Source organism: Xanthomonas chitinilytica, assembly GCF_026107455.2.
In the GTDB taxonomy this organism is placed as follows: Bacteria; Pseudomonadota; Gammaproteobacteria; order Xanthomonadales; family Xanthomonadaceae; genus Stenotrophomonas; species Stenotrophomonas chitinilytica.
The window spans coordinates 150,954-176,427 of sequence record NZ_JAPCHY010000008.1; the positions used below are offsets into that span (position 1 = coordinate 150,954).

A 25,474-nucleotide genomic window follows, 5' to 3' on the forward strand; every position below is an offset into this window, starting at 1 on the left:
ACGTCAGTCGCGACCGGGCCTTATCGGGAAAGCTTCATCGCGACTGACGTCGCTCCTGCAACACGCGTTGGTCACGGCCGTGGCGGCCGCTGCCGATGGTGCGGCCAAACCGGGCACGGAATCAGCGGGTGCCCAGCGGCGCCATCTTCCACAGCAGTGCGCGGAACGGCGCCAGCAGGAACACGCCGATCGCCAGCTTCACCGCCAGGTCGCCGGCGGCCCAGCTGATCCACGGCAGGCTGGAGCCGGCGAAGGCGATGGACCAGAAGATCGCGGTGTCCAGGGTGGCGCTGCAGGTGGTGGCCACCATCGGCGCGCGCCACCAGCGGCCGCGGCGCAGGCGGTCGAACACGGTGATGTCCAACAGCTGCGCGGCGATGAAGGCCGAGCACGAGGCCACCGCGATGCGCGGGGTCGCCACCCAGACCGACAGCACCACCGCCAACGCGAAGCCGACCCAGGCCACCCGGCGCGCGGCCTGCGGGCCGAAGCGGCGGTTGATCAGGTTGCTCACCAGGAACGCGACCGGGTAGCTGAAGGCGCCCCAGGTCAGCCAGTCGTTGATCGGGTACTGAACCAGCACGTTCGAGGCCAGCACCACCGCGCCCATGGCCAGCACCGCCAGCAGCAGGGCGTGCGGGGTGAGCGGGGCGAAGCGGAGATCGGCGTGACGGGACATGGGCAACGGGCGGCGGCGCCGGTCGGCGCGGGAAGGAGAGAAAGGAGAGCGGCACCGGCAGCGGACGCGGTGCAGGGCCGCGCATTGTACCCGGCCGTCGGTTGGCGGCCGGGTGCGCCGGTTCCGTCGGGCGTCGTCGTCAGAACCGGTTCACGGTCCCACCGCGCTTATCCATCCTGCGTGCCTGCGTGCCTGCGTGCCTGCGTGCGGTGCCCGAAATGCGCATGCGTCGACGCCATGCATGGCGCCTTCCGCGCGTCGCCGCGCGCAACCTGCCTGCGCGCGACAGATCGAGGACAGCTTCCCGGGTCCCCGCGCCGCCGCGGGCGATTCACCAGGCCTGGCTGTGGCTGTCCGCGGCCGCCTGCGCGGTGGGCACGAACGCCAGCGCGGCGCCGTCCTCGGCACGCAGCATCCAGCCCGAGCCCTGCGGGCTGGGGGTGAAGGCCACGGTCTGGCCGACGCTGAACAGCGCGGCCGGGTCGTCCTGGCGCTGCGGCCACTGCAAGGTGGCGGTGTTGCGCGGGTCGGCCGGGTCCTCCAGCGCCACCCGGCGGCCACCGTCCTCGTTGCTGTCCACCGACTTGACCTGCATGTCCGGGATCGGCCCGGCGCTGATGCGGCGCGGCTTGCCGTCGTCGCCCTCGCGGCTTTCCCGGGAGGCGTCGCCGGCCTTGCGCACGCCGGCGGCGGACAGGAACACCGGGCCGGAGACGACCAGTACGACGCTGCTGGCCACCACCAGTGTGGACACTTCGGACTTGTTGAGTTTGATGTCGCCCGCCTGCGCCGCGACCGGCGTCAGGGTGGCGGCGATGCCGAGGGCGAGGGTGCCGTGGCGGAACAGCTGTTTCATGGCGGGGTCTCCTGGAAGGGTGTCGCGGGGGAAGGGGCGGTCGGCAAGGCCTGCACCGCCGGCAGCGCGGTCTGGTGCGGGATGGCCAGTTCGCGCTCCAGCGCCTGCTGGCCGTGGAGGAAATCGAACACCGATTCCACCGTCACCACCGAGTAGTTGCCGGACAGCCGTTCGCTGGCCGGATGGTCGGTAACGGCGACGTTGTCGGCGAAGAAGCGCGCGCCCAGCCGCTTGCCGATGCCGATGTGCAGGCGCGAGGGCTGGAACGCCCGCTGTTGCAGCCAGTCGCGCGCAGCGTCGCGGTCGCCCGGTACCTGGCCGTCGTCGGCCAGGGCCATGGCCGCGGCGGTCACTTCCAGGATCCACTGGTTGGAGTTCTGGTAGTCGCTGCCGCCGGGCCAGGCCAGCATGCTGTAGCGCGGCTGGTGCAGGGCGCGGGCGGCTTCGGCCGGCGGGGCCAGCAACTGTTTCAGCGCCGCGCGTAGCGCCGGGACGGGAATGCCCACGCGCAGGTCGGTGGTCAGCGAACTTTCGCCCAGCAGGTTCGCCAGCCCCTCGCGGTAGAGCCGGGAATCGCCGCTCTTGCAGCGGTTGAGCAGGTGCACCACTTCCCACTCGCCGCCGTCGCCGCGCACCAGGAACGCCAGGTGGCTGTGGCGCAGGCCGTAGCGGCTCAGGTCCTGGCCGCCGCGCGCGGCGATGGCCACGTCCACCTCCGGCAGCGCGTCGAGCGTGTCGGCGGTCAGCGCCGCCATGTCGAACATCGCCGCCACCGTGACCGGCGACGGATAGCGCGGCGCGCAGGCCGGCCGGGCCTGGGCGATGCCGGCGGCCAGCAGCAGCGCCGCGCCGGCGCAGGCTCGCAGGAAGCGGCGGGAGAAAGAGCGCATGCCGGTGACTCCTGTCGTCGGGGAGAGGTTCAGAGCGAAAGCCGCGCGCGGACTTCGGCGGCGATGCGCGCGGTTTCGCGCAGCGGCACGATGGCGTCCCCGCCGGGCCAGTGTTCGAAACCGTCCTGCAGCCGGCCGCGCGCGCGCAGCGCGTCCTGGAAGCGGCGCATCCGCCCCTGCGCGCGCTGCGCCAGCACCACCGCCACCGGCACCCGGGTGGCGCAGGCTTCGGACAGCAGGTTGACCGAATCGGGGGTGCAGACCACGCGCGCGGCCCAGCCCAGCAGGCCGGCATAGGGATTGGTGCCGTCGCCGCCGTCGCTCCAGATCACCCCGGGCACATCGTTGAACGCGCGCAGCAGGGCGCGGGCCACTTCCGGCGGGGTGCGGCGCGAGGTGGTGGCCAGCACGCTGCCGCCGTCGCCACGGATCTGCGCGGCCAGCCGCTCGAACAGCGGCACGATGTCCTCCTGCCGCCAGGGCGCATGCGTGGTGGGGCCGCCGACCAGCAGCGCGGTGCGCGGCGCCGGCAACTGTTCGAACGCGGCGAACGCGGCGCGGCCGGTGGCCAGCCAGTCGTCGCCGACCGGGTTCAGGCTGCCCAGCAGGGTCAGTACGTTGTCGCCGCGCAGGCGGTCGTGCTCGGGCACGATCACCAGGTCCCAGTGCCGCGGCGGCAGGCGCGGATCGAGGATCTGCACCGTGCGGGTGCCGTGCGGGCGCAGCAGCCGCAGCGCCCCGGCCGCCTGCCGGCCGCAGCCGATGGCCAGGCCGGGGGGGGCGGCCAGCAGCGCGGAAAAGCCTTCGCCGTAGCCGCGCTGCATGCCCGGCAGCCGCCGCGGCGCGGCCCAGCGCCATGGCGCCAGTGGCTCCAGCTGCAGGCGCCGCTGGCCGCCCAGCCGCAGCGCCGACGCCAGCGCCACCGCCTGGCGGACATTGCCGGCACGGCCGTCGGTGATCGTCCAGGGCAGACTCGATCGTTTCACGTATGGCATTAATTCGTTTCAGTCAGGCCGGGTGTTGCAACAGTTGCGGCACTCTACACTGCATGCGTTCGTTCTTCGTGGCCACGCATTGTCCCGGCCTTTCCCCGGGGGTGCCATGGCCGGATCCATTCAGTAAAGAGGGAGTTCCCATGTCCGACGTCCTGCACGATGCCGCGCTCGACCAGCTGTTCCGCACCGCCCGTACCCAGAACGCCTTCCTCGACAAGCCGGTCGAGGACAGCCAGCTGCATGCGCTGTACGACCTGCTGAAGTGGGGGCCGACGGCGGCCAACGCGACGCCGGCGCGCTTCGTGTTCGTCAAGTCGGCCGAGGCCAAGCAGAAGCTGGCGCCGGCGCTGTCCGAAGGCAACCTCGCCAAGACCCTGGCTGCGCCGGTGACGGTGATCGTCGCCCACGACGAGGACTTCCACGAGAAGCTGCCGTACCTGTTCCCGCACACCGATGCCAAGAGCTGGTTCGACGGCCCGCGCGAAGGCCGCCATGAGTCGGCCTTCCGCAACGGCACCCTGCAGGGCGCCTACCTGATCCTGGCCGCGCGCGCGCTGGGCCTGGATGCCGGCCCGATGTCCGGGTTCGACAACGCCAAGGTCGACGAGGCGTTCTTCGCCGGCACCCACATCAAGTCCAATTTCCTCGTCAACCTCGGCTACGGCGATCCGGCGGGGCTGTTCCCGCGACTGCCGCGGTTGTCGTTCGACGAGGCTGCCCGCATCGCCTGAGGGCGCTGCATCCGCTTCACACCTGCTGTCGCAGCATTCTGCCGCGCATTGCCCCCACTTCCATCCATGGAGAGAGACCCGATGAACACCACCCGCAAACTGCTGCTGCCGCTGGCCCTGACCCTGGCCATCAGCGCCTGCTCCAAGCCGGCCGAACAGGCCGCCGATCCGGTCGTCACCGAAACCCCGTCCGCCACCGCGCAGAGCGTCAGCGCCGAGCCGGTGCAGATCGCCTCGGGCACCTACAAGCTCGACCCGACCCACACCGACGTGCTGGTGCAGTGGAGCCACTTCGGCCTGTCCAATCCCTCGGCGCATTTCGGCAACGTCGACGGCACCCTGGTGTACGACGCCGACGACGTCACCCAGTCCAGCGTGGAAGTGACCCTGCCGCTGTCGGGCCTGAACAGCTTCACCGCCAAGTTCGACGAGCACCTGCACAGCGCCGATTTCTTCGACGCGGCCAAGTTCCCGACCGCCACCTTCAAGAGCACCCGGGTGGAAACGGCCGGCACCAACAAGCTGACCGTGACCGGCGACCTGACCATCAAGGACATCACCAAGCCGGTGACCCTGGACGTCACCCTCAACGGCGGTGGCGAGCATCCGATGACGAAGGCGCCGGCCGCCGGCTTCGACGCCACCACCACGCTCAAGCGCAGCGATTTCGGCGTCGGCGCCTACGCCCCGAACGTCAGCGACGAGGTGAAGGTGCGCATCACCACCGAAGTCACCGGCGAAAAGCCGGCCGCATAAGCGTCCGTCCATCGTCGCGATAGGCAGAAAGGCCCGCCATCGGCGGGCCTTTCCTCGTTGCGGGCGCAGCGGACGGCCGGTGTGGCCGCTCAGCGGCCCTGCCTCATGAAATCGGCGTCGGCGTCCGCTTCGTCCCGCAGCCAGCGGCAGAACGCCTCGACGGCCTTGCCGGCGCCGGCACTTCTGCGGCGAACCAGCCAGAAGGCGTAGGCGTTGTCGCAGGCGTGGTCGAACGGCCTGACCAGGCGGCCATGGTGCAGGTCTTCCTTCACCAGCGGCGCGATGCCCAGGGCGATGCCGTGGCCGGCGATGGCGGCCTCCTGCGCCAGGTAGATGCTGGCGAAGACCGGGCCGCGGCCGGCATCCACACCGCCGGTGCCGGTGGCCTGCAGCCAGTCGGACCAGCCCGGCACGCCGGGTCGGCCCACCGCGCTCTCGTCGTGCAGCAGCGCGTGATGCCGCAGGTCGCCGGGACCTGCCAGCGGCGGCGAGGCGCCTGCCAGCAGCGACGGTGCGCAGACCGGGAACACCGGCGCCTCCATCAGCCGCTCGACATGCGCGCCGGTGTAGCCGCCGGGGCCGTAGCGGATGGCGATGTCGACGTTGCCATGCACGAAATCGGCATGGCCGTCGCCGGTTTCGATGCGCACCCTGACCTCGGGAAATCCGCGGTGGAAGCGGTGCAGCCGCGGTGCCAGCCACTTGGCGGCGAACGACTCCATCGTGCTCACGCGCAGGTCGGCCGTCGCCTGCGACGTCGCCCGGTCCAGCGCCAGGTCCAGTTGCCCGAACAACTCGCTCAGCGAAGCGGACAGCGCCTGGCCCTCGGCGGTCAGTTCCACCGAACGGTTGCCGCGATGGAACAGCCGGATGCCCAGGTAGGCCTCCAGGTGCTTGACCTGGTGGCTGACCGCAGCCGGCGTGACGAACAATTGCTGGGCGGCGCCGTTGAAACTGAGGCAGCGGGCCGCGGCCTCGAAGGTGCGCAGGGCATTGAGCGGAGCGGGGTGACGGGACTTCACGAACGCCTTTGCCTGCCTGGATCCTGCGGCATCGTATCGCGTTAATTTTTCTAAGGCGAACGGGAAAACAATTCGTTTGTCGCGGTTGCCGATCCTGGCAACGATGGCGCCACCCGGATCAAGGTGGTTGCCGTGAGAGTCGAAGAATTGAGTTCCAACGTGTGGATGTTCGTCGGCGACGAAGTCGAGTCCGTCGCCACCGCCTTCGTCGATGGCGACGACGTGCTGCTGGTCGACTCGCTCGGCAGCGCGCAGGACGCAGGCTGGCTGCGCCAGGTGCTGTGCGGCGAGATGGGCAAGACCGTCCGCCTGGTCGCGGCCACCCATTTCATGAGCGACCACATCGCCGGCATGCCGCTGTTCCCCGACGCGCTGGCGCTGGCGCACCGCCATTACCGCCACAGTTTCCTGTCGCAGAACCGCCGCGTCGATGCGTTCTACCGCGACCCGGAGGTGGTGTTCGACGACATGACCCTGCGCTGGGGTCCGCACGAGCTGCACTTCATGCACAACCCGGGCAAGACCATGGACCACCTCGGTGTGGACGTCCCCACCGCCGACCTGGTCTGCGCGGGCGACAACATCGTCGGCAACATCGTCTACCTGTCCCGGGCCGACCCGACGTTGATCGGCACCGCCATCGAGCGCCTGCGCCGGCTGGGCCGCGGTACCGTCGTGGGCGGGCACGTCGGGAAATTCGCATCCGTGGTGCTCGACAACGCGCTGCACTACCTGGCCGCGTTGCGCGAAGCGGTGGTGCGCATCCGCACGCAGGTGCCGTCGCCCGGAGTCGAAGCCCGCATCGCGGCGATCCGCATCGAGGAATGCCTGGCGCCGCAGGTGGAGCCGAGCGCATTCGAACGCGAGTGGCACCGGAACAATCTCGACGTGATCGTGGCGCAGTCCATATTCGCGCTGGATGCCGGGCTTGCGGCGCGGGAGCGGTACGCATGAACCGCGATGCGAAGATCGGGCCCGGCGACCTGGGACGCCGGCGATTCCTCGGGGGCTGCATGGCGGTGGCGGCCGCGGCCTGGCTGCCTGCGGGCAAGGCGCGGGCATCGGCCGATGCGGCATTGCGCATCCAGCGCCTGGCCTGGGCCGGCATCCGCCTGCAGTTGCCCGGGGCAACGCTGTTCATCGACCCGCTGGTCAACCCGGAAGCCTGGGGAACCGCACTCGGCGACCGCCTGGTTCCGGTGGACGACAGCGTGGGCGATACCAGCGTGCTCATCACCCACACCCATTCGGACCATTTCGATGCGCAGGCCGCGGCGCAGGCACTGTCCCGCGGCGGCGTGCTGGCCTATCCGGCGGGGACGCAGCCGCGTCCCGTTCCCGCGGGCGCCCGCGCCCGCCCCAGCCCGCTCTGGGAGCCGCAGCTGCTGGGGGACTTCACCGCCACGGCGGTGCCCGCCTCGGACGGCTACGGCGATACCCAGGTGTCCTGGGTGGTCTCCGCGGGCGGGCGTCGCATCTTCCACGGCGGAGATACGCTCTGGCATGGGTCCTGGTGGCGCATCGGCCGCCAGTTCGGGCCGTTCGATGCGGCGTTCCTGCCGGTCAACGGCGCGCGTTTCGGCTGGCAGCAACCGGCCAGCGGCCTGCCGGGCGTGCTCACTCCCGAGCAGGCGGTGGCGGCCGCCACCATCCTCGGTGCCCGCCGGCTGGTGCCGATCCACTACGGCATCAGCGGCATGAAGGAATACGTGGAGCTGGAGGACCCGATCGGCCGGCTGCGCCGCGCGGCCGCCGGCAAGGCCCCGGCGGTGCAGGTGCTGGCCCCGGGGGCATGGGTGGACTGGAACGGGTGAGTCGACGCTGGCCACACCCGGGCGGTGTGGCCAGCACCGTCATTCGCAGCGTACGGCGGTGATGATGTTGCCGGCGTCCAGATAAACGCGCAGGCGGTCGTCGCGGTGGTCGCGGGCGATCACCGTGGCCGGACCGACCGGATTGACCAGGCCGGCACCGCTCTGGCTGGCGAGCTTGCGCATGTTGGCCTCGTTGCCCGGCTCGCCCACCGCCCACTGCACCTGCGAGGCGTCGCAGTGGCCATCGCCGGCCACGCTGGGGCCGGGCGTGCTGAGGCAGGCGCCCAGGCCGGCCGCGAGCAGGACCGCGGCGGCCAGCGGGCGGACCGCGGAAAACCGGGGGCGGGAAGGGATATCGGTCATCGGCAAGTTCTCCAGCGGCAACGTATGGCGGGCATGGTAATGCGCCGGCGTCGCGCCGGCACCGTCATTCGCCATCGTCCGGATGCGCCTTCCAGTAGCCGGTGGAACGGATCCAGTCCTTGGGCACCTGCAGGTGGCCTTCGATGTACTTGCGCATCATCCGCGCGCGCCGCGACTCGGTGGCGATCCAGTAGAACGCGTCGCCGTCGGGTTGCTCGAAATCGCGCAGCGCGTCCTCCAGCAGCGTGCTGCTGGCCGCATCCACGCCGTTGCGTTCCAGCCACGACACCCGGATGCGCGGGTCCTCGGGCAGCGGCTGGCGGTCGCCGGCCTCGGGGATCTCGATGAACACATCCGCGCTGGCCTGCGCGGGCAGCGTCTCCAGCCAGCGGCCGATGGCCGGCAGCGCGGTTTCGTCGCCGACCAGCACGTAGGCGTCGTAGTCGTCGGCGGTGATGTGCGAGCCGCGCGGGCCGGCCACCGCCAGCACGTCGCCCGGTTGCGCGGCGGCGGCCCAGCGCGAGGCCACGCCGTCGCCGTGCAGGACGAAGTCCAGCGCCAGCTCGCGCGCTTCCAGGTCCCACCAGCGCGGGGTGTAGTCGCGTGCGGGCGAGGGTGTCAGCCCCTCGGGATACTTCGGGCCCTCGGCGGTCAGCGCCGGCGGCACCAGTTCGCCGTCCGGGTTGGGGAAGAACAGCTTGACGTGGTCGTCGGGAGAGGGCGAATCGAAGCCTTCCAGCGCCTCGCCGCCGACGACGACGCGGCGCAGGTTCGGGCTCAGCGCCTCGGTACGCAGTACCGTCAACGGACGGACTTTGGGGACAAGACGCAGCATTCGGTTTTCATGCAGGGACATCGGCGATACCTGTGGTCGATGTGGCGCGGGGGGCGCCGGGGGGATGACCTGGCTGGAAGGCTCTGGCTGGGGTCGTGTGTGCGGACGGCCGCGACGTTCAGTCGCGGCGCTCGCCGGTGTCGATCGCGTCGGTGGCCTGGGCCAGCAGCTGCGCCACGCGCTCGCCTTCGGCGTCGGTCCAGTGGCCCATGCGCCGCATCAGCGTGCGGGTGAGCTGGTGCATCGCCGCGCGCACCGGCGCCGGGAGGCTGGCCTTGGCGACCTGGCGTGCGCTGGCGTGGGTCCGTGCCAGGGCTTCGTCGATCGCCTCGCGCTCGGCATCGGCCTGGGCGCGGCCGGCATCGGTGATGCGGTAGCGCTTGCGGCCATCGTCCTGGTCGGCGGCGATCCAGCCCAGGTCTTCCAGCAGTGCCAGCGTCGGATAGACCACGCCGGGGCTGGGCACGTAGACGCCGTTGAACAGGTCGCCGATCAGGCGGATCAGCTCGTAGCCGTGGCGCGGCTGCTGCTCGATCTGCGCCAGCAGCAGCAGCCGCAGGTCGCCGCGGCCCAGCGGCCGGCGGCCGCCGCCATGGCGGCCGGGATGCCCGCCATGACCGCCACGGCCACCGTGGCCACCGTGGCCCGGATGGCCCGGATGGCCGCCGCGCGGACCGCGGCCGCCATGGCCTTGGTGGGAATCGTCCTCGGCCGAACAGCGGTGCGGGCGGCCGTGCCCGTGGCGCCCGTGGAAGGGGTCGGCCTGGTGATGGTGGGAGGGGCCGCGCGGATGGCCGCCGCGGAAAGGATGGGAATGGATATGGATATGCATGGCTCTTTTAGATATATCGATTTTACCCGAAAAAGATATATCTAAAACTTTCCGCATGCCAGCACCGGCGGGGTGGCCGGTGCAGTTGCCGTTCAGCTGTCCGGCGCGGTGCCGGCGGCCACCACCTTGCGCTGCATCGCATCCAGGTAGGCATCCAGCTCCTGGCGCGAGGTGAAGATCTCGTCCAGCGGCACCGCCTTGACCAGGTCGAACACCTTGCGGATCTGCGCCTGCGGGTTGACCACCAGCAGCCGGCCGCCGCGCCCGGCCAGTTGCTTGCGGGTGCGGAACAGCGAGCGCAGCCCGGCGCTGCTGATGTAGTCCAGCGCCTCCAGGTCCAGCACCAGGGTGTCCACCGGGGCGTCCAGCAGCGGCGACAGCGCCGCGTCCAGCTCGCCGCAGGTGTGGGTGTCCAGGCGCCCGCCCAGGGTGATGCGCTGGCGGTGCTCGTGCGGGGGATCGATCTGGATGCTCAGCGTGCTCATCACGACGGCTCCGGCGTCAGGGTGGCGAAAGGTCGCAGCAGGGTGGCGCGTATCCGGTTCTGCCCGTCCAGCCTGCAGTAGTCGATGTGATCGGCAAGTTGCCGTACCAGGTACAGCCCCAGCCCGCCGATCGGGCGCAGCGCGGCATCGGCTTCCAGCGCCGGTGCCGCTGCCTGGCACGGGTCGAACGGCGGGCCGGCGTCGCGCAGCTCCAGCACCAGCGCGTCCTGCTCCAGCAGCAGGTCCAGCCGCAGCTCGCAGCCGCCGGCGGCGTGGCCGTGGGTGATCGCGTTGCACACCAGTTCCTCCACGATCAGCCGCACCCGGCCGACGCGCTCGTGCGCCACTCCGTGTTCGGCCAGCACCGCGTCCAGCCGGGCGGTGAGCTCGGCCAGCTGTTCCAGCGCCGGGGCGATGCGCAGGCGCATCCTCATGCGCCGGCCCCCGCGCTGGCCTGCGGCGGGCGGAACTCGATCGCCAGCACGGTGATGTCGTCCGAAGCGGCGGCGCCGGCGCAGAAGCCGTGCACCGCGTCCAGCACCGCCTGGCATTGCGCCGCCGCGTCCAGCCCCGGCTGCAGCGCGGCCAGCAACCGTTCCATGCCGAACGCATCCATCGCCGGATCCAGCGCCTCGGTGACGCCATCGGTATAGCCGACCAGCATTTGCCCATGCTCCAGTTGCCCCTGCGCCAGCGGATAGTACCGCTGCGCCTCGATTCCCAGCGGCGGCCCGGAGTCCACCGGCAATACCCGCGCGCTGCCGTCGCGGCAACGCAGCAGCGGCGATTCGTGGCCGGCGCTGGCGAGCTGGTAATGGCCGCTCTCGATGTCGATCAGCCCGCACAGCACGGTGGCGAACATGCAGGTGTCGTTGCGCTCGGCCAGCCGCACCGAGGCCGCGGCCAGCATCCGGTCCGGGCGCTGCTGCGCGCGCGCGGCGATCTCCAGCACGGTCATCGTGCGCGCCATGAACAGCGCCGCCGGCACGCCCTTGTCGGAGACGTCGCCGATCACGAACCACAGCCGCCCGGGGCCGGCGTCCATGAAATGGTAGAAGTCGCCGCCGACCATCGTCGCCGGTTCCAGCAGCGCATGGGTCTGCAGGTGCATGCGCGCGCTGTCCAGCTGCGGCGCGGCCGGCAGCATCGCCTGCTGGATGTCGCGGGCGATCGCCAGCTCGGCGTCGATCCGCTGCTGCGCCGCCGCCAGCCGCGCGATCTCGCCGATGTGGCGCCGGATCGAATCGCGCGCGGTGTCGTAGGCGCGCGCCATCACCCCGACCTCGTCGCTGCGGCGCACGTGCGGCAGCGGGTAGTCGAACTCGCCGCGGCGGAAATGCTGGGCGCTGGCGGTCAGGTCCTCGATCGGCCGCAGCAGCCGGCGGGTGAGGCGCCGCACCAGCAGCGTCCACAGCAGCAGGCCGACCAGCGCCAGCCCGGCCGCGCCCCAGGCGATGCGCTTCAGCCCGCCCAGCACGTAGTCCTCGGACGCCGACAGCACGAAGGTCCAGCCGCTGTCGCCGATGCTGGCGCTGCGGGTGAGGTAGCGCTCGCCGTCGGGCGCGACATGGCTGAAGCTGGCCGGACGCCGGGCGGCGATGGCCTCGGCCAGCGGCGCCAGGTCCGGGCGGCTGCGCGCCACGTGCGTGGCCAGCGTGCGCCGCAGCCGCAATGCCGGGTCCGGATGCAGCACGATCAACTGGTCCGGCGACAGCAGCACCGGCTGCAGGCCGCCATCGGCCGGCAGTTCGGCCAGCGCCTGGCGCAGCCGCGCCAACGGCACGTCGACGCTGACCGCGCCGATGGCGGGCGCGTCGTCGGCGTCGCCCGGCCGCCGCAGCGGAAGGTTCAGCGTGGTGAAGTACTCGCCGCCGGTGTTGCGGTTGGAATACGGCTCGGACCACCATGGCTGCCGCGCCGCCAGCGTGCGCCGGAACCACGGCATTTCCCGGTAGTCGTAGCCCAGGTCCTGCGCCGCCATCTCCACCGTGGCATCGCCCTCGTGGCGCACGTACCAGACGAAACCGAGGTCGTCGTCCTTCAGCGTGCCCGGTTCGATGATCATCATCGCGCCGGCGATGTCCGGGTCGCTGCTGACGGTGGCGTGCAGCAGCGAGCGCATGTTGAACGGCTCGCGGCCGATGCCGGTGGCGCCGGCCGCCAGCAGGCGGCCGCTGACCTGCACCGAGCGCAGGGTGGTTTCCAGCGCCCGCGCGCTCTGTCCGGCCAGGTTGTCCACCTCGCTGCGGGCCTGGGCCATCACCACCGAGCGCGCGCCCAGGTAGAACACCGCCGCCAGCAGCAGCACCAGCGCCGCCTGCACCAGGAAGCTCCACAGCAGCATCCGCGTGCGCAGGCTGCGGCGCCAGGGCACCCCGGACGACGCCGGCAGGGACTCCGGAACGGTGATGGCGGTGCTCCCGGGCTGGGCCTGGGCCGATCATAAGCACAACCGGGGCGCCCCGGGTGGCCCGGAGCGGTGGCGCGGCGCTGTCGCGTGACAGTCCCCGTGGACAGCCTCCACGGCCTCCATACGCAGGCGTAGCGAACGTCGTAAAGGGCCGGGTGCGCTACACTTTGTGGCTCGAAAATTAAAACAAGCGCGCGCGTGCGTGCAGTAACTGGGAGCGCTAATGAACTGGTTGAACGAGGTGCTTAACAACGACCCGAATCCTGTGGAAACCCAGGAGTGGATCGAGTCGTTGAAAGCCGTTATCGATGTCGAGGGCCCCGAGCGCGCGCATCAGTTGCTGGAAGGCATGGTCGAACTGACCCGGCGCTCGGGCGCCTACCTGCCTTTCTCTCCCACCACCGAGTACGTCAACACCATCGCGCCGCACCTGGAAGCCAAGAGCTCGGGCAACGCCGAACTGGAATGGCGCATCCGCTCGATCATCCGCTGGAACGCGATGGCCACCGTGGTGCGCGCCAACCGCAAGCCGGGCGACCTGGGCGGCCACATCGCCTCGTTCGCCTCCGGCGCCACCCTGTACGACGTGGGCTTCAACCACTTCTGGCGCGCCCCCAGCGAGAACCACCCGGGCGACCTGCTGTTCATCCAGGGCCACAGCTCGCCGGGCATCTACGCCCGCGCCTTCCTCGAAGGCCGCATCAGCGAGCAGCAGCTGGACACCTTCCGCATGGAAGTGGACGGCGGCGGCCTGTCCTCCTATCCGCACCCGTGGCTGATGCCCGACTTCTGGCAGACCCCGACCGTGTCGATGGGCCTGGGCCCGCTGGCGGCGATCTACCAGGCGCAGTTCATGAAGTACCTGGAGCACCGCGGCCTGATCGAGCCGTCCGACCGCAAGGTCTGGTGCTTCATCGGCGACGGCGAGTCCGACGAGCCGGAGACCCTGGGCGCCATCGCCCTGGCCGGCCGCGAAGGCCTGGACAACCTGATCTTCGTGGTCAACTGCAACCTGCAGCGCCTGGACGGCCCGGTGCGCGGCAACGGCAAGATCATCCAGGAACTGGAAGGCGTGTTCCGCGGCGGCGGCTGGAACGTCATCAAGCTGCTGTGGGGCTCGTACTGGGATCCGCTCCTGGCCAAGGACACCAACGGCGTCCTCAAGAAGCTGATGATGGAAACCGTCGACGGCGAGTACCAGAACTGCAAGGCCTTCGGCGGCGCCTACACCCGTGAGCATTTCTTCGGCAAGTACGAGGAAACCCGCGCCATGGTCGCCAGCCTGTCCGACGACGACATCTGGCGCCTGAACCGCGGCGGCCACGACCCGCACAAGGTCTACGCCGCCTACCACCAGGCGGTGAACACCAAGGGCATGCCCACCGTGATCCTGGCCAAGACGGTCAAGGGCTACGGCATGGGCTCGGCCGGCGAGTCGCTCAACCCGACCCACCAGACCAAGAAGCTCGACGACGACGCGGTGCGCCACTTCCGCGACCGCTTCAACATCCCGCTCAGCGACAAGCAGCTGGAAGAAGCCGAGCAGATCCCGTTCTACCACCCCGGCGAGGACTCGCCGGAAGTGCAGTACCTCAAGGAACGCCGCGCCGCGCTGGGCGGCTACCTGCCGCAGCGCCGGCAGAAGGCCAGCAAGTCGTTCGTCGCGCCCAAGCTGGAAACCTACGAGCGCCTGCTCAAGTCCAGCGGCGAGCGTGCCTACTCCACCACCATGGCGTTCGTGCAGTCGCTCAACATCACCCTGCGCGACAAGGAGCTGGGCCCGCGCATCGTGCCGATCGTGGCCGACGAGGCCCGCACCTTCGGCATGGAAGGCCTGTTCCGGCAGATCGGCATCTACGCCCCGTTCGGCCAGAAGTACAAGCCGGTCGACGCCGACCAGCTGATGTTCTACCGCGAGGACCAGTCCGGCCAGGTGCTGCAGCAGGGCATCAGCGAGCCGGGCGCGATCGCCTCGTGGATGGCCGCCGGCACCAGCTACTCGGTGTCCGACGTGCCGATGCTGCCGTTCTACATCTACTACTCGATGTTCGGCTTCCAGCGCGTGGGCGACCTGGCCTGGCAGGCGGCGGACATGCGTACCCGCGGCTTCCTGCTCGGCGGCACCGCCGGCCGCACCACGCTCAACGGCGAGGGCCTGCAGCACGAGGACGGCTTCAGCCACATCGTCGCCGGCGGCATCCCCAACGTGCGCAGCTACGACCCGACCTTCGGCTTCGAAGTGACGGTGATCCTGCAGCACGGCACCAAGCGCATGATGGAAGACCAGGTGGACGAGTACTACTACGTCACCCTGATGAACGAGAACTACGCCCACCCGGAAATGCCCGAAGGCGCCGCCGACGGCATCGTCAAGGGCATGTACCTGCTGCAGGACGCCGGCAAGCCCAAGAAGGGCGAGCTGCGCGTGCAGCTGCTGGGCTCGGGCACCATCCTGCGCGAAGCGATTGCAGCCGCCGAGCTGCTGGACAAGGACTTCGGCGTCACCGCCGACATTTGGTCCTGCCCCAGCTTCAACGAACTGCGCCGCGACGGCTTCGACGTCGAGCGCTGGAACCGCCTGCACCCGGAGGCCGAACAGCGCAAGGCCTACGTCACCGAACTGCTGGAAGGCCGCCAGGGCCCGGCCATCGCCGCCACCGACTACGTGCGCGCCTACGCCGACCAGATCCGCGCCTTCGTGCCGATGACCTACTCGGTGCTGGGCACCGACGGTTTCGGCCGTTCGGATACCCGCGCCAACCTGCGGCGGTTCTTCGAGGTGGACCGGTACTACATCGCGCATGCCGCGATTGCGGCGCTGGCGAAGGACGGCAAGATGACGGCGAAGGATGTTGCACGGGCGATCAAGCAGTACAACATTGATCCGGAGAAGGCGAATCCTGTTGGGGTTTGATTAATCAACGATTCTTCGTTGCGAGTTGAGGAGAGGCGGCCTAACAGGTCGCCTTTCCTTTTGGCAACAAGGTCATCCTTCCATTTTGCCCTTGGCCTGTTCGAGGCAGTGCGCCATGAACTGGTCGATCCTGTAGTCATCCCAAACCTCGAAAGCGATTCCGGCCCCCATCAAGTTCACTTTTTTCATGAAGCGACCAAAGAGCTTGCCTTCAGTGAGTCGTTCTTCTGTTTCCAAGAGTCGAATTATGCCTCTGCCTAGCACTGGGCGCGCTCCAATGCCCGGACGCTCCACAAGTCCTTGTCGGATATCGGCCAGCGCGAGAATCTTCTTCAAAGCACGTGCGGGATTGTCAGGCATGATTTGCTTGGCGATGTGGTGGCTCCACCAGAGACGGGAAATGGCATGGTCATCGCGGCAGCTGGTAAGAGTTGGGGCGAAGAAGTGCTTGGATACGTCCTTGGCCACGCTTTCGTCGTCCTTGTCGGTCTGGAGCCAGCGGTTCCTGGAATATTCCAGACACTCGATATGACTGAGTCGAATCCAGATTCGGTTTTCCCGTGCGAGGGTGGGGGTCAAATTGCATAGGGCATGGCCAACAGTGATGGAATTCTGGATTTCAGTATCGGATCCACCATCCGCGGTCAAACTTTTCAATCCATCCAGATCGGCATCGAATGAAAGCGGAATACGCCAATCCCCCATTGCCTCCAGGTCAAGGAAGTTGCCTTCTTTATAGCGGGAAATATTCTCGGAAATGTTGTTCTTCAGGTCATCAGCCACTTGTTGGCCTACATAAAGGAGCTTGCTCATACAGACTCCCCCGCGAACAATTTCTGCAGTGATCCAAGTGGAGAGTCGAGCAGCTTCTGAGCCGCATCAGCAATATCGCCATTCTTGAGATCGATGCCTTCCGCATTGCAACGGGCATTCATGACGCTGTACCAGCGCTTTTCGGAATAAGCATCTTCCCCGCGCATTGCTTCCAGTACCGCCATGACTACTGGTAGGAAAAGTGACGAAAGAAGCGTGTCTTTCATTCTCTGTCCACGCAGCAGACTCAAGAATCCATGCAAGCTTGGAGCAACCAAGATCTCGATGGCTTCGCTCTCGAGATCAATTTTGAAAACACCCTCAGCCACGTCCTCATGCAGCTTGAGATGGAATACTGACTCCAAAGGCGCAAGCTTCTCTAGGCCAGCCTCGAATCTGAGTTCCTCGGTGAGGGCAATCAGGTCACCCGGTTTGACAATTCTTGCATGGGGCGGAAATTCGGGATCAATCCACTTCGAGTCCAGAGTGAGCTCATTCTTTGCAACAACAACACCTCGGACAAAAACCGGGCCACGTACCTTCCCATCGGAAAGGTCGATGTGGATGTCACCAAGCGGATGATGATGAAAATTATCCCAGTATGTGTCCAGGCAAGTAACCATTAAGCCAGAAACTGCATGTTCAGAATTCAGTGACTCATGAATTGAAGGATCATCCAACGTCATGGTGCCGCTCAGAACGGCATGGCCTGACTCCGGATTTTCTTGGACAGCCAAGACAAGTTGGAACGTCCTGTCGCCGTAATCACCGGTACCTGGAGAGAGGATCGGGTGCGGAAAGCTGGTGGAAGGCTTAATTCGCATTCTCACCCTCCGAGATGGAACTGAGGACGATGCTTATAGGTCCGATATACGGAGTGTCGAATTCAATATCCAGATTGATTCGTTTGCCTTGTTTCAATTCGATCCTGGGTGTCTTCGAACAAAGCTCTCCATTGATGGATCGGATCGTCAGTGCTTCATCATTAGAAACGCCAACTGCGGAAATCTCCATGAATGCTGGCGCCGATGCCTCTGGAGTGAATGCGATTTTTCGCTCTATGCCACTTGGGGACACTGAGTGGCGCAGACCGGTAAAGGCAATGCTTTTTCCTCCTCGTCCACCGACTGCCCCACGCCCACCCCCCGGTTGTCCACCGGAAGTTCTTCCGCCCTTTGTTTTGCTCTTCTTCGATCCACCTGAGGACCCGGATTCACCATGGTTGCCACTGCCGACCAATGGTTTCGGGGGAAGTGGATTCGGAGTGAGTCTGGGTCGCTCTGGGTCATCGTTCTTGTTGGCCGGGTCCGGGATGGACTGTCCGAGACTAGGCTTCGAGAAGAAACGATTCATCTCATCAAGTAGGACATCCGCTTCGGCTGGCTTGGTGGTTGCCGACCTGATCGTGTTTCTGATCCAATCCCCGACTTTCTTCATCGCCGTTTTGAGTTTCTTGCGTTGTACAAGATCGTCAAGACGCTCCGCCGAGATTTCGTCATGCCTTGGGCTTTCCATGTCTCGGACGCGACCGCTCGTATCCCGATCATCTGGCTCCAGAACGGCTACAAAATCTCTGGACATTGGAAAGCGGGCCATCGGATGATTAAAGTGGCGCAGGTTGTCGGCGATATACATGCCATTGCGCAGGATGCCCGCGCGTCTCGGAAACCCATCCTTCTGAAGAATTGTCAAGCGAAATGCACCGACATCGTTGAATTGCTCTATCAGCTTTTCCGAGTCGGGGGACCTCATTGCCGCAAGCATGGCAGCGCTGAAATCCAAGTCCTCGGCTGTGCCTGTGCTTTCGGCTGCTTCACGGACCTCCTGTCGAGCGAAAAGCTCTTCGAGCGAGGCCGCTTCGATTTCGATGATGTCCTTGTCTGACCATTGGACTGTGAACCGGATAGTCCCGCTATTGACTGCAGAAAAGAAGTTGCGAATTAGGGATTCTGTCATCAGCCAGTGCCAGTTTTGCTCCTCAGCGAAGCCGATACTAGCAACCGTTGTGCCAACCTCCGTGCGACGAAGCCATTCTGGCAGGAGTGCCACATCATCTACGGGCATGTAGCCAGTTTTGCCCCAATAGCCAGTCGAGCGCATGGGCTCAGCTGTTTGGTCGTGTGAAACAAGGATGCTTTTGCCTTGGGCCAAGTGAGTGGTCTTCTGCCCGTCACAATAGATGGTGGAGTAGAACACCGTGCGGAGATTGGATATGGCGAATGCTGCATTCTTGCCGATGCCAAATGAGCCGCTCGCATCTGCATCTGCCTTCTGGCTGACGCCGGAAGACTTGACCAGTGCATGAAATGGCTTGCCTTTGGTCGCGGGGCCGATCAGGCCGGTTGTCCCGTAGTCTTCAATGGACAAGACTGGGATTCTCGATTGATCGGCAACCTTAATCGCACGCTCGAGAAACTCCTTTTCCTTCTTCTGCTCCTTCCATTGAGACAGGCAAGTTCCGAGGGTGCTTTTCAATTCAGCAAGCCCCGGAATATCCGATGCTTGCACGGACAGGAGCCTGAAAACCAGATGCACCGGTTCAGAAGAGCCATCCGGCAACCGCGCGGCCGCATCCAGACTGTTCTGCGAACACTCGCGTGCGATGCCTGGATAGGGCGACCCCTTGAATGTCTCGATTCCTGCGTGGCCAAGCCCCTCTTCTTCCCGGCCCGGATTGGGCAAAAACTCCCATTTCGCCATGTGCTCCCCCCTTCATGCGTTATTTCCCCGGCAACTTTCGGGTATGGCATGTGCTTGCAATACACTGGTACGGCAAGACATTGACTTGTTGCATTGATTCGCGATCTTTAAGTCTACTCGGCTTGAGAGTATGACTTAAGGTGAATTGCTGCAGGCATCCACAATCCGACTTGATGTGTAGAGTGCTGGTAAGTCCTTGCTGGCAACGCGAAATTGGCTTCGCTTCTTTGGTTTTGGGGTGGGGGTTGAGACTCCTTCCAGCTTGATCCCCGGATCGTAATAGATTTTCCCTTCATGTGCCGCCTTCAGGAAAAGTCCGAATTCCGCACCTTCACCAAGCAGGATTCTATTCCCGTAGCGATATTGCCGTTCTGGCGCCATCCGCTGCTCTGCCGGAACGAAAGCGGCATGGGCATGCTTGGCTTTCCAATGATCCATCAGCTTCACGAAGGGCCAAGCTGCGGCCACGTTGTCCTTTCGGTCCAGAAGCTGAATGGCTCCGGCAGATGAATATTTGCCGTTCTCGGCGTTGAAACCGTCCAGAACAAGGCGCAGGCCAGTACGATCGTGGGCTGGATTGCTGGCGCGGTAGATGCCACCGAAATTCAGGCGATCGTCGCGGCCTCTGGTGTCCGCGTAGCCATAGCGGCGGATGAATTCGATGACGCCTTCGTTCATGTAAATGCCGCTGGTTGGTTCAGGAGTGAACAGAGTCACCACGCTGGCTCCGGGCTTGTCGGCGTTTGGCACTTGCCGCGCCTTGACTTCCCAGCCTCGGAAATCCGGGAGCGAGTAGCCATTCGAGCGAATGCCAAGCAGCGATTCCAACGTGTTGCCATTGCAATTGGAGGCATTGCAGGGGATCAGGTTTCCGAGCGGGTCAAGACGTGTGGAGGGAACCCAGCCACGTCGATGGATGCGGCACAACTCACGCATGAGTTCCAGGAATCCGTTGCCCTCGTCTTGTCCCGGCATTGGCAAAATGTTGAGAACGCCATAGGCATCATGCGGTTCGCTGGCACGGATCTCCCGTGCGGCAGGTGATTCCGGTGGCAAGGTGATGCCAAAAATCCTTGTGCCATTCCCGATACCCAAGACAAGGATGCGGTCAGGTTCTTCACCGCGACTATCCTTGACCCAAAGTGAGGACGGTGCGTCCTTGCAGCCTTGAAGGAAGCCGGAGAAGCGCACTTCGGGGTACTGTGGATAGAAGATCAATTTCGCATGTGGAGCGCGAATGGGTTGGCCATTGCGTCCAAGCCAATGGAAGTCCAGGGCGGAGCGGAAAACGGCTTCCTGGACACCGCTCTTCTGCGAAGTCGAAACATGCAGGGTCACCTCGCCAGAGGGAATCTTGCCAAGCTGCGAAAGGTCGGAAGCCAGGTAGACTTGATTCTTGCTGTTCGCGTTCCTCGGCAGAATCTTGTAGAGAACCCCGGTTGCACCATTGTCGCGCAGCATGGCGAACACGGTCGGAAGATCGATTTCCGACAACCACGAGTCAGTATCATCGGCCTTGGGCATCATTTCATTCCCCCGTCTTGCTTTCCACGATTGCAGTGGTGAGTTTGTCCAGTTCCCGTTCGTTCAACTGGCAGGACCAGATGACCAGCACCCGCCAGCCAAGCTCTCGAAGCTGCTGCTTCACCCGAGCATCTCTGCGAACGTTGTCGGCGAATTTTTCCTGCCAGAATGCCGCATTGTTGGCTGGGGTTGTGGAGAAGCGGCAGCCTTCGTGCCGGTGCCAGAAGCAACCATGCACGAACACCACGGTTCGATGCTTCGGAAGAACCAGATCAGGTTTTCCCGGCAGCTTGGCATGTAACCGGAAGCGCAGTCCCGCGCGATGCAGGAAGCTGCGCACGATCAGTTCCGGCTTGGTGTTCTTGCCACGGATGCCGGACATCATCCTGCTTCGCGTGGCGCGATCCACAACGTCGATCATCGGGCGTTGAGTGCTTCGTGAAATCCGGCTGTCTTCATGAAGATCGAGTAACAGGAGTCGACTACCTTGTTTCCGTGCTCGGCAAACATTTCCACCAGTACTCCGTCAGCTTCTGCGGCTTCCGCTTCCGTGAAGAGCGGTGTTCCATCGGGAAGGTGGATGATCTGAGTTGCCGAATCTTCCGGGTGAAACAGAAGGTCCTGCTTTGCCATTGCCACAAACCATTTCTGCATTCCGTTCGGATGAGTACGATCGTATGCGGGAATCCGTGACGTGTTCATCCATTTCCTCCTTCGGGTGTGACTGACGAGGGGCGTTGCATTCCATGCTCGGGGTCGAGCAATTCCAGGATACGCGGTTTCATTATGCGTGCAACTTCGCGCATCACCGGCATGACCACGCTGTTGCCGAACTGTTTGTAGGCTTGGGTGTCACTCACCGGAATGATGAAATCATCCGGGAAGCCCATCAAGCGAGCGCATTCACGCGGAGTGAGGCGGCGCGGGCGCTTGCGCGGTCCCTGCGAGAGCAGGATTTCCGAACCATCCTTGTAGTAGCGGGCGGACAGAGTGCGGGTAGTGCTGTCGCCATCCACCAATCCATAACCGAAACCGTTGCCGGCGGCGCGGTGCTTCGCTGCATAGGCTTGAAGATAGGCCCAGAGCTTCGGTGTGAGCGTATAGCGATCATCCACCTTGGCCTTGGGGCCGGTGGTGTAGTGCGACTCGGGGGACTCGCTGCCGTCTTGTGGATGCAGAATGCTGGAAAGCTTGGGCTTTTGCTCCGGCAGGTGCATTTCGGCGAAGCTGAAGTCGATTTTCTCGCGAAATCCCACGATCAGGATACGTTCGCGGTGCTGTGGCACGAAATGTGCACCATCCACCACATTGCAAGTGATGTGGTAACCGAGTTCTTCTTCCAGCACCTTCTTGATAACGCGGAAAGTGTTGCCCTTGTCGTGACTGACGAGGTTCTTGACGTTTTCCAGCAGGAACGCGGCGGGGCGCTTGGCGGCGATGATGCGGGCCACGTCGAAGAACAAGGTGCCTTGGGTTTCGTCGGCGAAGCCGTGGGCGCGACCCAAGGCGTTCTTCTTGGAAACACCGGCTATGCTGAACGGCTGACAGGGAAAGCCGGCCAGTAGCACGTCATGGTCGGGAATGTCGTTCTCGTCTACCTTGGTGATGTCGCCTTCCAAGGTGTGGGCAGATTCCGGAAAGTTGGCTAGATAGGTTTTCTGTGCATAGGGATTCCATTCGCTGGTGAACATGCATTGACCACCGTGAGCTTCGAAGGCCATGCGAATGCCGCCTATGCCGGCAAACAAGTCGATGAAGCGGAAATCCGAATTTCGGTCATCAAGATGAGTAGACAGCGGGAGCAGACGCTGACGGATGGCGTCTGCAGCATAAGGTGGTGGGTCGGTTTCACCGACCTCCCAGCGCCTGAGAGTGCGAGTGGTGATGCCCAAGGCTTCGGCGAGTTCACGCTGGTTGTAGCGCCCTCTGAGGTTGGTCAAGAGGGTGTGGATATCTTCCATGCGAGAGGTCTATCGGCGGGACGGAAAGCGGACATTATGTCCGCTTTTGTCTCACATCCCGCGACTCCCGCATAAAAAACGTGAAGATGGTGGGCGGCTTCAAGTTGCCGGCGTGGGTTGGCTGGGGTTGCTGGCCGGTGCTACGGGCGAGCTTCCTGCGCTGTTGCCTGCTTCCAAGCCCGCAACCCCATCACCGCCAGCCCGATGAAGAGCAGATACAGCCCGGCCGTGGCGTGCAGCGACTTCACCGCATACATGCCCACGTAGACCACGTCCACCGCGATCCACAGCCACCACGCGGCGGCGTGCCGGCGCGCCTGCCACCACTGCGCGACCAGGCTGAGGGCGGCGAGCATGGCGTCCAGCCAGGGGAGGGCGGCGTCGGTCCAGGTGTGCATGGCCGCGCCCAGGGCGAGGCCGAAGGCGATGCCCAGGCCGAGGTCGCGTGCGCAATGGCCGGGCGGCAGTGGCGCGACGACGATGCGGCCATCGGGTTTGTCCTGCCGGTGCCAGTTGATCCAGCCGTAGAGCAGGAACGCGGCGAAGGCGCCCTGCAGCAGGGTGTCCGAATACAGCTTGGCCTCGAAGAACACCAGCGCGTACAGGCCGACGGAAACCAGCCCGACCGGCCACGCCAGCATCCGCCGCTGCGCCATCAACCATACGCCGAGGATGCTGAAGGCGACGGCGGACCATTCGAGGATCGCGGGGTTCATAGCGCGATGGTCACCGACAGGCGCGCTTGGCGCGGGGCGCCGGGGAATAGGTAGTAGTCGCCGGCGCTGCTGCCGGTGTCGCGCCAGTAGAAGCGGTTGAAGAGGTTGTCCACCGACAGGTTCCAGTTCACCGCATGCCCCTGCAACGGGTGCTGGAAGCGCAGGCCGGCGTCCACCACGCTGTAGCCGGGGGCGCGCACGCGGCCGTCGGCGGTGGCGACGTTGGAAGAGGCGTAGCGCCAGCCACCGGTGAGGCCCAGGCCGTTGACGAACGGCAGCTGGTAGTCGGCGTGCAGGCTCGCGCGCGTGGTCGGCACGTTGACCAGCGGGTGGCCTTCGTAGGCCGGGGTGCCGGTATCGCGCGCGCGCGCCTGCAGCACGCTGGCGCTGGCGGTCAGTTGCAGGCGCTCGCTGACCTGCCCGCGTGCGCTCAGCTCCAGGCCGGTGTGGGTCTGTTGGCCTTCCTGCACGAAGGTGTAGCCGTAGTCGCTGTCGTCGGGCTTGGCGTACTGGAACGGCCGGCTGATGCGGAACAGCGCGGCGCCCAGCGTCAGGGAATCCGACGGCGCGTACTTGGCGCCCACTTCGATCTGGCGCGACAGCACCGAAGGCAGGAAGGCGCCGTCATTGGAGGTCCAGAACGGCGCCTCCTGGCCAAGCGCGATGCCGCGCACGTAGCTGGCATAGACGTTGAGCTGATCGGTCGCGCTCCAGATCAGCGCGGTCTGCGGCAGGAAGTGCGACACGCGGCTCTCGCGCTCGGGATTGCCGCGCTTGTCCCAGGCGCGCTCGTCCAGGCGCACGAAGCGGCCGCCGGCCAGCCACTGCCAGTCGTCGGCGAGGTTCACGCGGTCCAGCACGAACAGCGCCTTCTGCCGGCTGTCCAGGCGCCGCACCGATGCGCCGGGCTGCAGTGGCGAGGGATCGAACTGCGGCACCTGCTGGTCGTGGATGTTGCCCGTGCCGACGTACTCGTTGACGTTGAGGCGCTTGTCCACGGAGCGATCGAAGTAATCCGCGCCGACGGTGAGCTGGTGGCCCACCGCGCCGGTGGCGAAGCGGCCGCGCAGTTCGGCGCGCAGTTGCCGGTTGCGACGGGTGTCGTCCGGGCTGCGGTAGTCGTAGATGTCGTAGTCGCCGTTGGGCGCGAAGTAGTTGCCCGGCACGCTGCCATCCCAGCAGGATTCGGCGTAGTAGCAGCCATAGGCGAAGGCGACGTTGTCGTCGATCACCGAGCGGCTGTGGCTGGCCGACACCCGCGACTGCCACGCCGGGCCGAAGTCGTAGGTGTGCAGGGCGGTGATGTTGGTGCTGTCGATGCTTACCGGCTGCTGCCAGCGCTGGTAGCCGAGCATCTGCTTGCGGTCCACGCCGCGCGGCAGGGCGGTGGCGCCCAGCAGCTGGTAGCCCGAGACCGAGCGCTGCGCGCTGGTCTGGTAGTTGGCGTTCACTTCCAGCCTGCCGCGCTCGCCGAGCAGCCAGTCGCTGGCCAGCGAGTAGAAGTTGCGGCGGCCGTCGGCGTGGTCGACGTACGAGTGGCTGTCCTCCCATGCGGCATTGAAGCGCAGGCCGATGCGCGGCGTCAGCCAGTGGCCCACGTCCACGGCGGCGTAACGGCTGCCTTCCGCATCGGTGCCGAGGGTGACGTTGCGGATTTCGGCCGGGCGTTTGCCGACGAAGTTGACCACGCCACCGGGGGCGATCACGCCGGCGGCGAGGCCGGCCTCGCCCTTGAGGATTTCCACCTGCTGCACGTTCTCCAGCGCCAGCCGCTGTTCGCCGGCGAGGGTCAGGCCGTTGAAGCGGTAGCCGGTGGCGGTGTCCAGCGCGAAGCCGCGGATGGCGATGTTCTGGTAATAGCCCACCGGCGCGTAGCTGTCGCCCAGCGAAGCGTCGTTGCCGGCCAGCTCGGACAGCGTGCGCACGTGGCGGCTGTCGAGCAGGTCGCGGTCCAGCACGCTGACCGAGGCCGGGGTGTCCTTCCAGTCGCCGCTGCCGAAGCTGCTGGAAGCGGTGTCTTTCGCGGCGGCTTGCTTGGCCTGCACGCGCACGGCGGCCAGCTCGGTGGTGGAGCGGTCCTGGGCGTCGGTTTCAAGCGGGCTGGCGTGCAGCGGCAGCGCCGCGCCGAGGGCGACAGTCAACAGGGAAATGCGGTGGCGGCGGTTCATTCGGTTCGTC

Annotated in this window: 25 protein-coding genes; 5 read left to right on the top strand and 20 right to left on the bottom strand. The window is 65.9% G+C overall.

Annotated features, from left to right (window positions below):
- Positions 1–121: 121 nt before the first annotated feature.
- The 4 genes from OK345_RS10670 to OK345_RS10685 all read right to left on the bottom strand — a co-directional run bounded on the left by OK345_RS10670 (position 122) and on the right by OK345_RS10685 (position 3,420).
- Positions 122–679, bottom strand: a complete 558-nt coding sequence (locus OK345_RS10670; RefSeq protein ID WP_265127955.1) for a queuosine precursor transporter — start codon at positions 677–679, stop codon at positions 122–124.
- A gap of 331 nt (positions 680–1,010) precedes the next feature.
- A complete protein-coding gene (locus OK345_RS10675) occupies positions 1,011–1,535 on the bottom strand; it encodes a hypothetical protein (protein ID WP_265127956.1) in 525 nt (174 codons plus the stop codon).
- Entirely contained in the window at positions 1,532–2,425 is an 894-nt protein-coding gene (locus OK345_RS10680; protein WP_265127957.1) for a DUF2145 domain-containing protein, read from the bottom strand. The genes OK345_RS10675 and OK345_RS10680 overlap by 4 nt, the downstream gene beginning before the upstream one ends.
- A 29-nt stretch (positions 2,426–2,454) precedes the next feature.
- Complete coding sequence (locus tag OK345_RS10685) at positions 2,455–3,420, bottom strand: mitochondrial fission ELM1 family protein (RefSeq protein ID WP_265127958.1); 966 nt, start codon at positions 3,418–3,420, stop codon at positions 2,455–2,457.
- Between the two features lie 140 nt (positions 3,421–3,560).
- Here OK345_RS10685 and OK345_RS10690 point away from each other — a divergent pair, with 140 nt between their 5' ends.
- Positions 3,561–4,151: a malonic semialdehyde reductase gene (locus OK345_RS10690; protein WP_265127959.1), complete on the top strand. Its 591-nt coding sequence runs from the start codon at positions 3,561–3,563 to the stop codon at positions 4,149–4,151.
- A gap of 81 nt (positions 4,152–4,232) precedes the next feature.
- Positions 4,233–4,907 (top strand): YceI family protein, encoded by a 675-nt coding sequence (locus OK345_RS10695; protein WP_265127960.1) that lies wholly within the window; start codon positions 4,233–4,235, stop codon positions 4,905–4,907.
- An 89-nt stretch (positions 4,908–4,996) separates the two neighbouring features.
- Here OK345_RS10695 and gcvA read toward each other — a convergent pair whose 3' ends face one another.
- Positions 4,997–5,929 carry a transcriptional regulator GcvA gene (gene gcvA / locus OK345_RS10700; RefSeq protein ID WP_265127961.1) on the bottom strand — a complete coding sequence of 311 codons (933 nt, stop codon included), beginning with the start codon at positions 5,927–5,929 and terminating at the stop codon, positions 4,997–4,999.
- A gap of 132 nt (positions 5,930–6,061) precedes the next feature.
- On the opposite strand from gcvA, the gene OK345_RS10705 reads away from it, so the two are divergent.
- Together OK345_RS10705 and OK345_RS10710 are read left to right on the top strand one after the other, a co-directional pair.
- Complete coding sequence (locus OK345_RS10705) at positions 6,062–6,883, top strand: MBL fold metallo-hydrolase (RefSeq protein WP_265127962.1); 822 nt, start codon at positions 6,062–6,064, stop codon at positions 6,881–6,883.
- A complete protein-coding gene (locus OK345_RS10710; RefSeq protein ID WP_265127963.1) occupies positions 6,880–7,743 on the top strand; it encodes an MBL fold metallo-hydrolase in 864 nt (287 codons plus the stop codon). Before OK345_RS10705 ends, OK345_RS10710 begins: the two co-directional genes overlap by 4 nt.
- A 39-nt stretch (positions 7,744–7,782) precedes the next feature.
- Here the strand turns inward: OK345_RS10710 and OK345_RS10715 are convergent, their stop codons facing one another.
- The 6 genes from OK345_RS10715 to OK345_RS10740 all read right to left on the bottom strand — a co-directional run bounded on the left by OK345_RS10715 (position 7,783) and on the right by OK345_RS10740 (position 12,632).
- Positions 7,783–8,106 (bottom strand): hypothetical protein, encoded by a 324-nt coding sequence (locus tag OK345_RS10715; RefSeq protein ID WP_265127964.1) that lies wholly within the window; start codon positions 8,104–8,106, stop codon positions 7,783–7,785.
- Positions 8,107–8,170: 64 nt separating this feature from the next.
- Complete coding sequence (locus OK345_RS10720) at positions 8,171–8,962, bottom strand: siderophore-interacting protein (protein ID WP_265127965.1); 792 nt, start codon at positions 8,960–8,962, stop codon at positions 8,171–8,173.
- 97 nt (positions 8,963–9,059) lie between these two features.
- The gene (locus tag OK345_RS10725; protein WP_265127966.1) at positions 9,060–9,773 is read right to left on the bottom strand and encodes a PadR family transcriptional regulator; all 714 of its coding nucleotides are present in this window, start codon (positions 9,771–9,773) and stop codon (positions 9,060–9,062) included.
- A 92-nt stretch (positions 9,774–9,865) separates the two neighbouring features.
- Positions 9,866–10,258, bottom strand: coding sequence for an STAS domain-containing protein (locus tag OK345_RS10730; protein WP_265127967.1), 393 nt, complete (start codon positions 10,256–10,258; stop codon positions 9,866–9,868).
- A complete protein-coding gene (locus OK345_RS10735; protein WP_265127968.1) occupies positions 10,258–10,692 on the bottom strand; it encodes an ATP-binding protein in 435 nt (144 codons plus the stop codon). Before OK345_RS10735 ends, OK345_RS10730 begins: the two co-directional genes overlap by 1 nt.
- Complete coding sequence (locus OK345_RS10740) at positions 10,689–12,632, bottom strand: SpoIIE family protein phosphatase (RefSeq protein ID WP_265155092.1); 1,944 nt, start codon at positions 12,630–12,632, stop codon at positions 10,689–10,691. Before OK345_RS10740 ends, OK345_RS10735 begins: the two co-directional genes overlap by 4 nt.
- A gap of 259 nt (positions 12,633–12,891) precedes the next feature.
- On the opposite strand from OK345_RS10740, the gene aceE reads away from it, so the two are divergent.
- Entirely contained in the window at positions 12,892–15,582 is a 2,691-nt protein-coding gene (aceE, locus tag OK345_RS10745) for a pyruvate dehydrogenase (acetyl-transferring), homodimeric type (protein ID WP_265127969.1), read from the top strand.
- Positions 15,583–15,654: 72 nt separating this feature from the next.
- Here the strand turns inward: aceE and OK345_RS10750 are convergent, their stop codons facing one another.
- The 9 genes from OK345_RS10750 to OK345_RS10790 form a co-directional block, all read right to left on the bottom strand.
- Positions 15,655–16,395, bottom strand: a complete 741-nt coding sequence (locus tag OK345_RS10750; protein WP_265127970.1) for a DUF6339 family protein — start codon at positions 16,393–16,395, stop codon at positions 15,655–15,657.
- Positions 16,392–17,219, bottom strand: a complete 828-nt coding sequence (locus OK345_RS10755) for a hypothetical protein (RefSeq protein ID WP_265127971.1) — start codon at positions 17,217–17,219, stop codon at positions 16,392–16,394. The genes OK345_RS10750 and OK345_RS10755 overlap by 4 nt, the downstream gene beginning before the upstream one ends.
- Positions 17,209–19,095 carry a hypothetical protein gene (locus tag OK345_RS10760; protein ID WP_265127972.1) on the bottom strand — a complete coding sequence of 629 codons (1,887 nt, stop codon included), beginning with the start codon at positions 19,093–19,095 and terminating at the stop codon, positions 17,209–17,211. The genes OK345_RS10755 and OK345_RS10760 overlap by 11 nt, the downstream gene beginning before the upstream one ends.
- Before the next feature lie 135 nt (positions 19,096–19,230).
- Entirely contained in the window at positions 19,231–20,619 is a 1,389-nt protein-coding gene (locus OK345_RS10765) for an MvaI/BcnI family restriction endonuclease (protein WP_265127973.1), read from the bottom strand.
- A 4-nt stretch (positions 20,620–20,623) separates the two neighbouring features.
- Positions 20,624–21,040 carry a very short patch repair endonuclease gene (locus OK345_RS10770; RefSeq protein WP_265127974.1) on the bottom strand — a complete coding sequence of 139 codons (417 nt, stop codon included), beginning with the start codon at positions 21,038–21,040 and terminating at the stop codon, positions 20,624–20,626.
- Positions 21,037–21,321: a hypothetical protein gene (locus OK345_RS10775; RefSeq protein ID WP_265127975.1), complete on the bottom strand. Its 285-nt coding sequence runs from the start codon at positions 21,319–21,321 to the stop codon at positions 21,037–21,039. Before OK345_RS10775 ends, OK345_RS10770 begins: the two co-directional genes overlap by 4 nt.
- Entirely contained in the window at positions 21,318–22,580 is a 1,263-nt protein-coding gene (gene dcm, locus OK345_RS10780; RefSeq protein ID WP_306332094.1) for a DNA (cytosine-5-)-methyltransferase, read from the bottom strand. Before dcm ends, OK345_RS10775 begins: the two co-directional genes overlap by 4 nt.
- A gap of 140 nt (positions 22,581–22,720) precedes the next feature.
- A complete protein-coding gene (gene pnuC / locus OK345_RS10785; protein WP_265127976.1) occupies positions 22,721–23,296 on the bottom strand; it encodes a nicotinamide riboside transporter PnuC in 576 nt (191 codons plus the stop codon).
- Positions 23,293–25,464, bottom strand: coding sequence for a TonB-dependent siderophore receptor (locus tag OK345_RS10790; RefSeq protein WP_306332095.1), 2,172 nt, complete (start codon positions 25,462–25,464; stop codon positions 23,293–23,295). The genes pnuC and OK345_RS10790 overlap by 4 nt, the downstream gene beginning before the upstream one ends.
- Between the last annotated feature and the right edge of the window lie 10 nt (positions 25,465–25,474).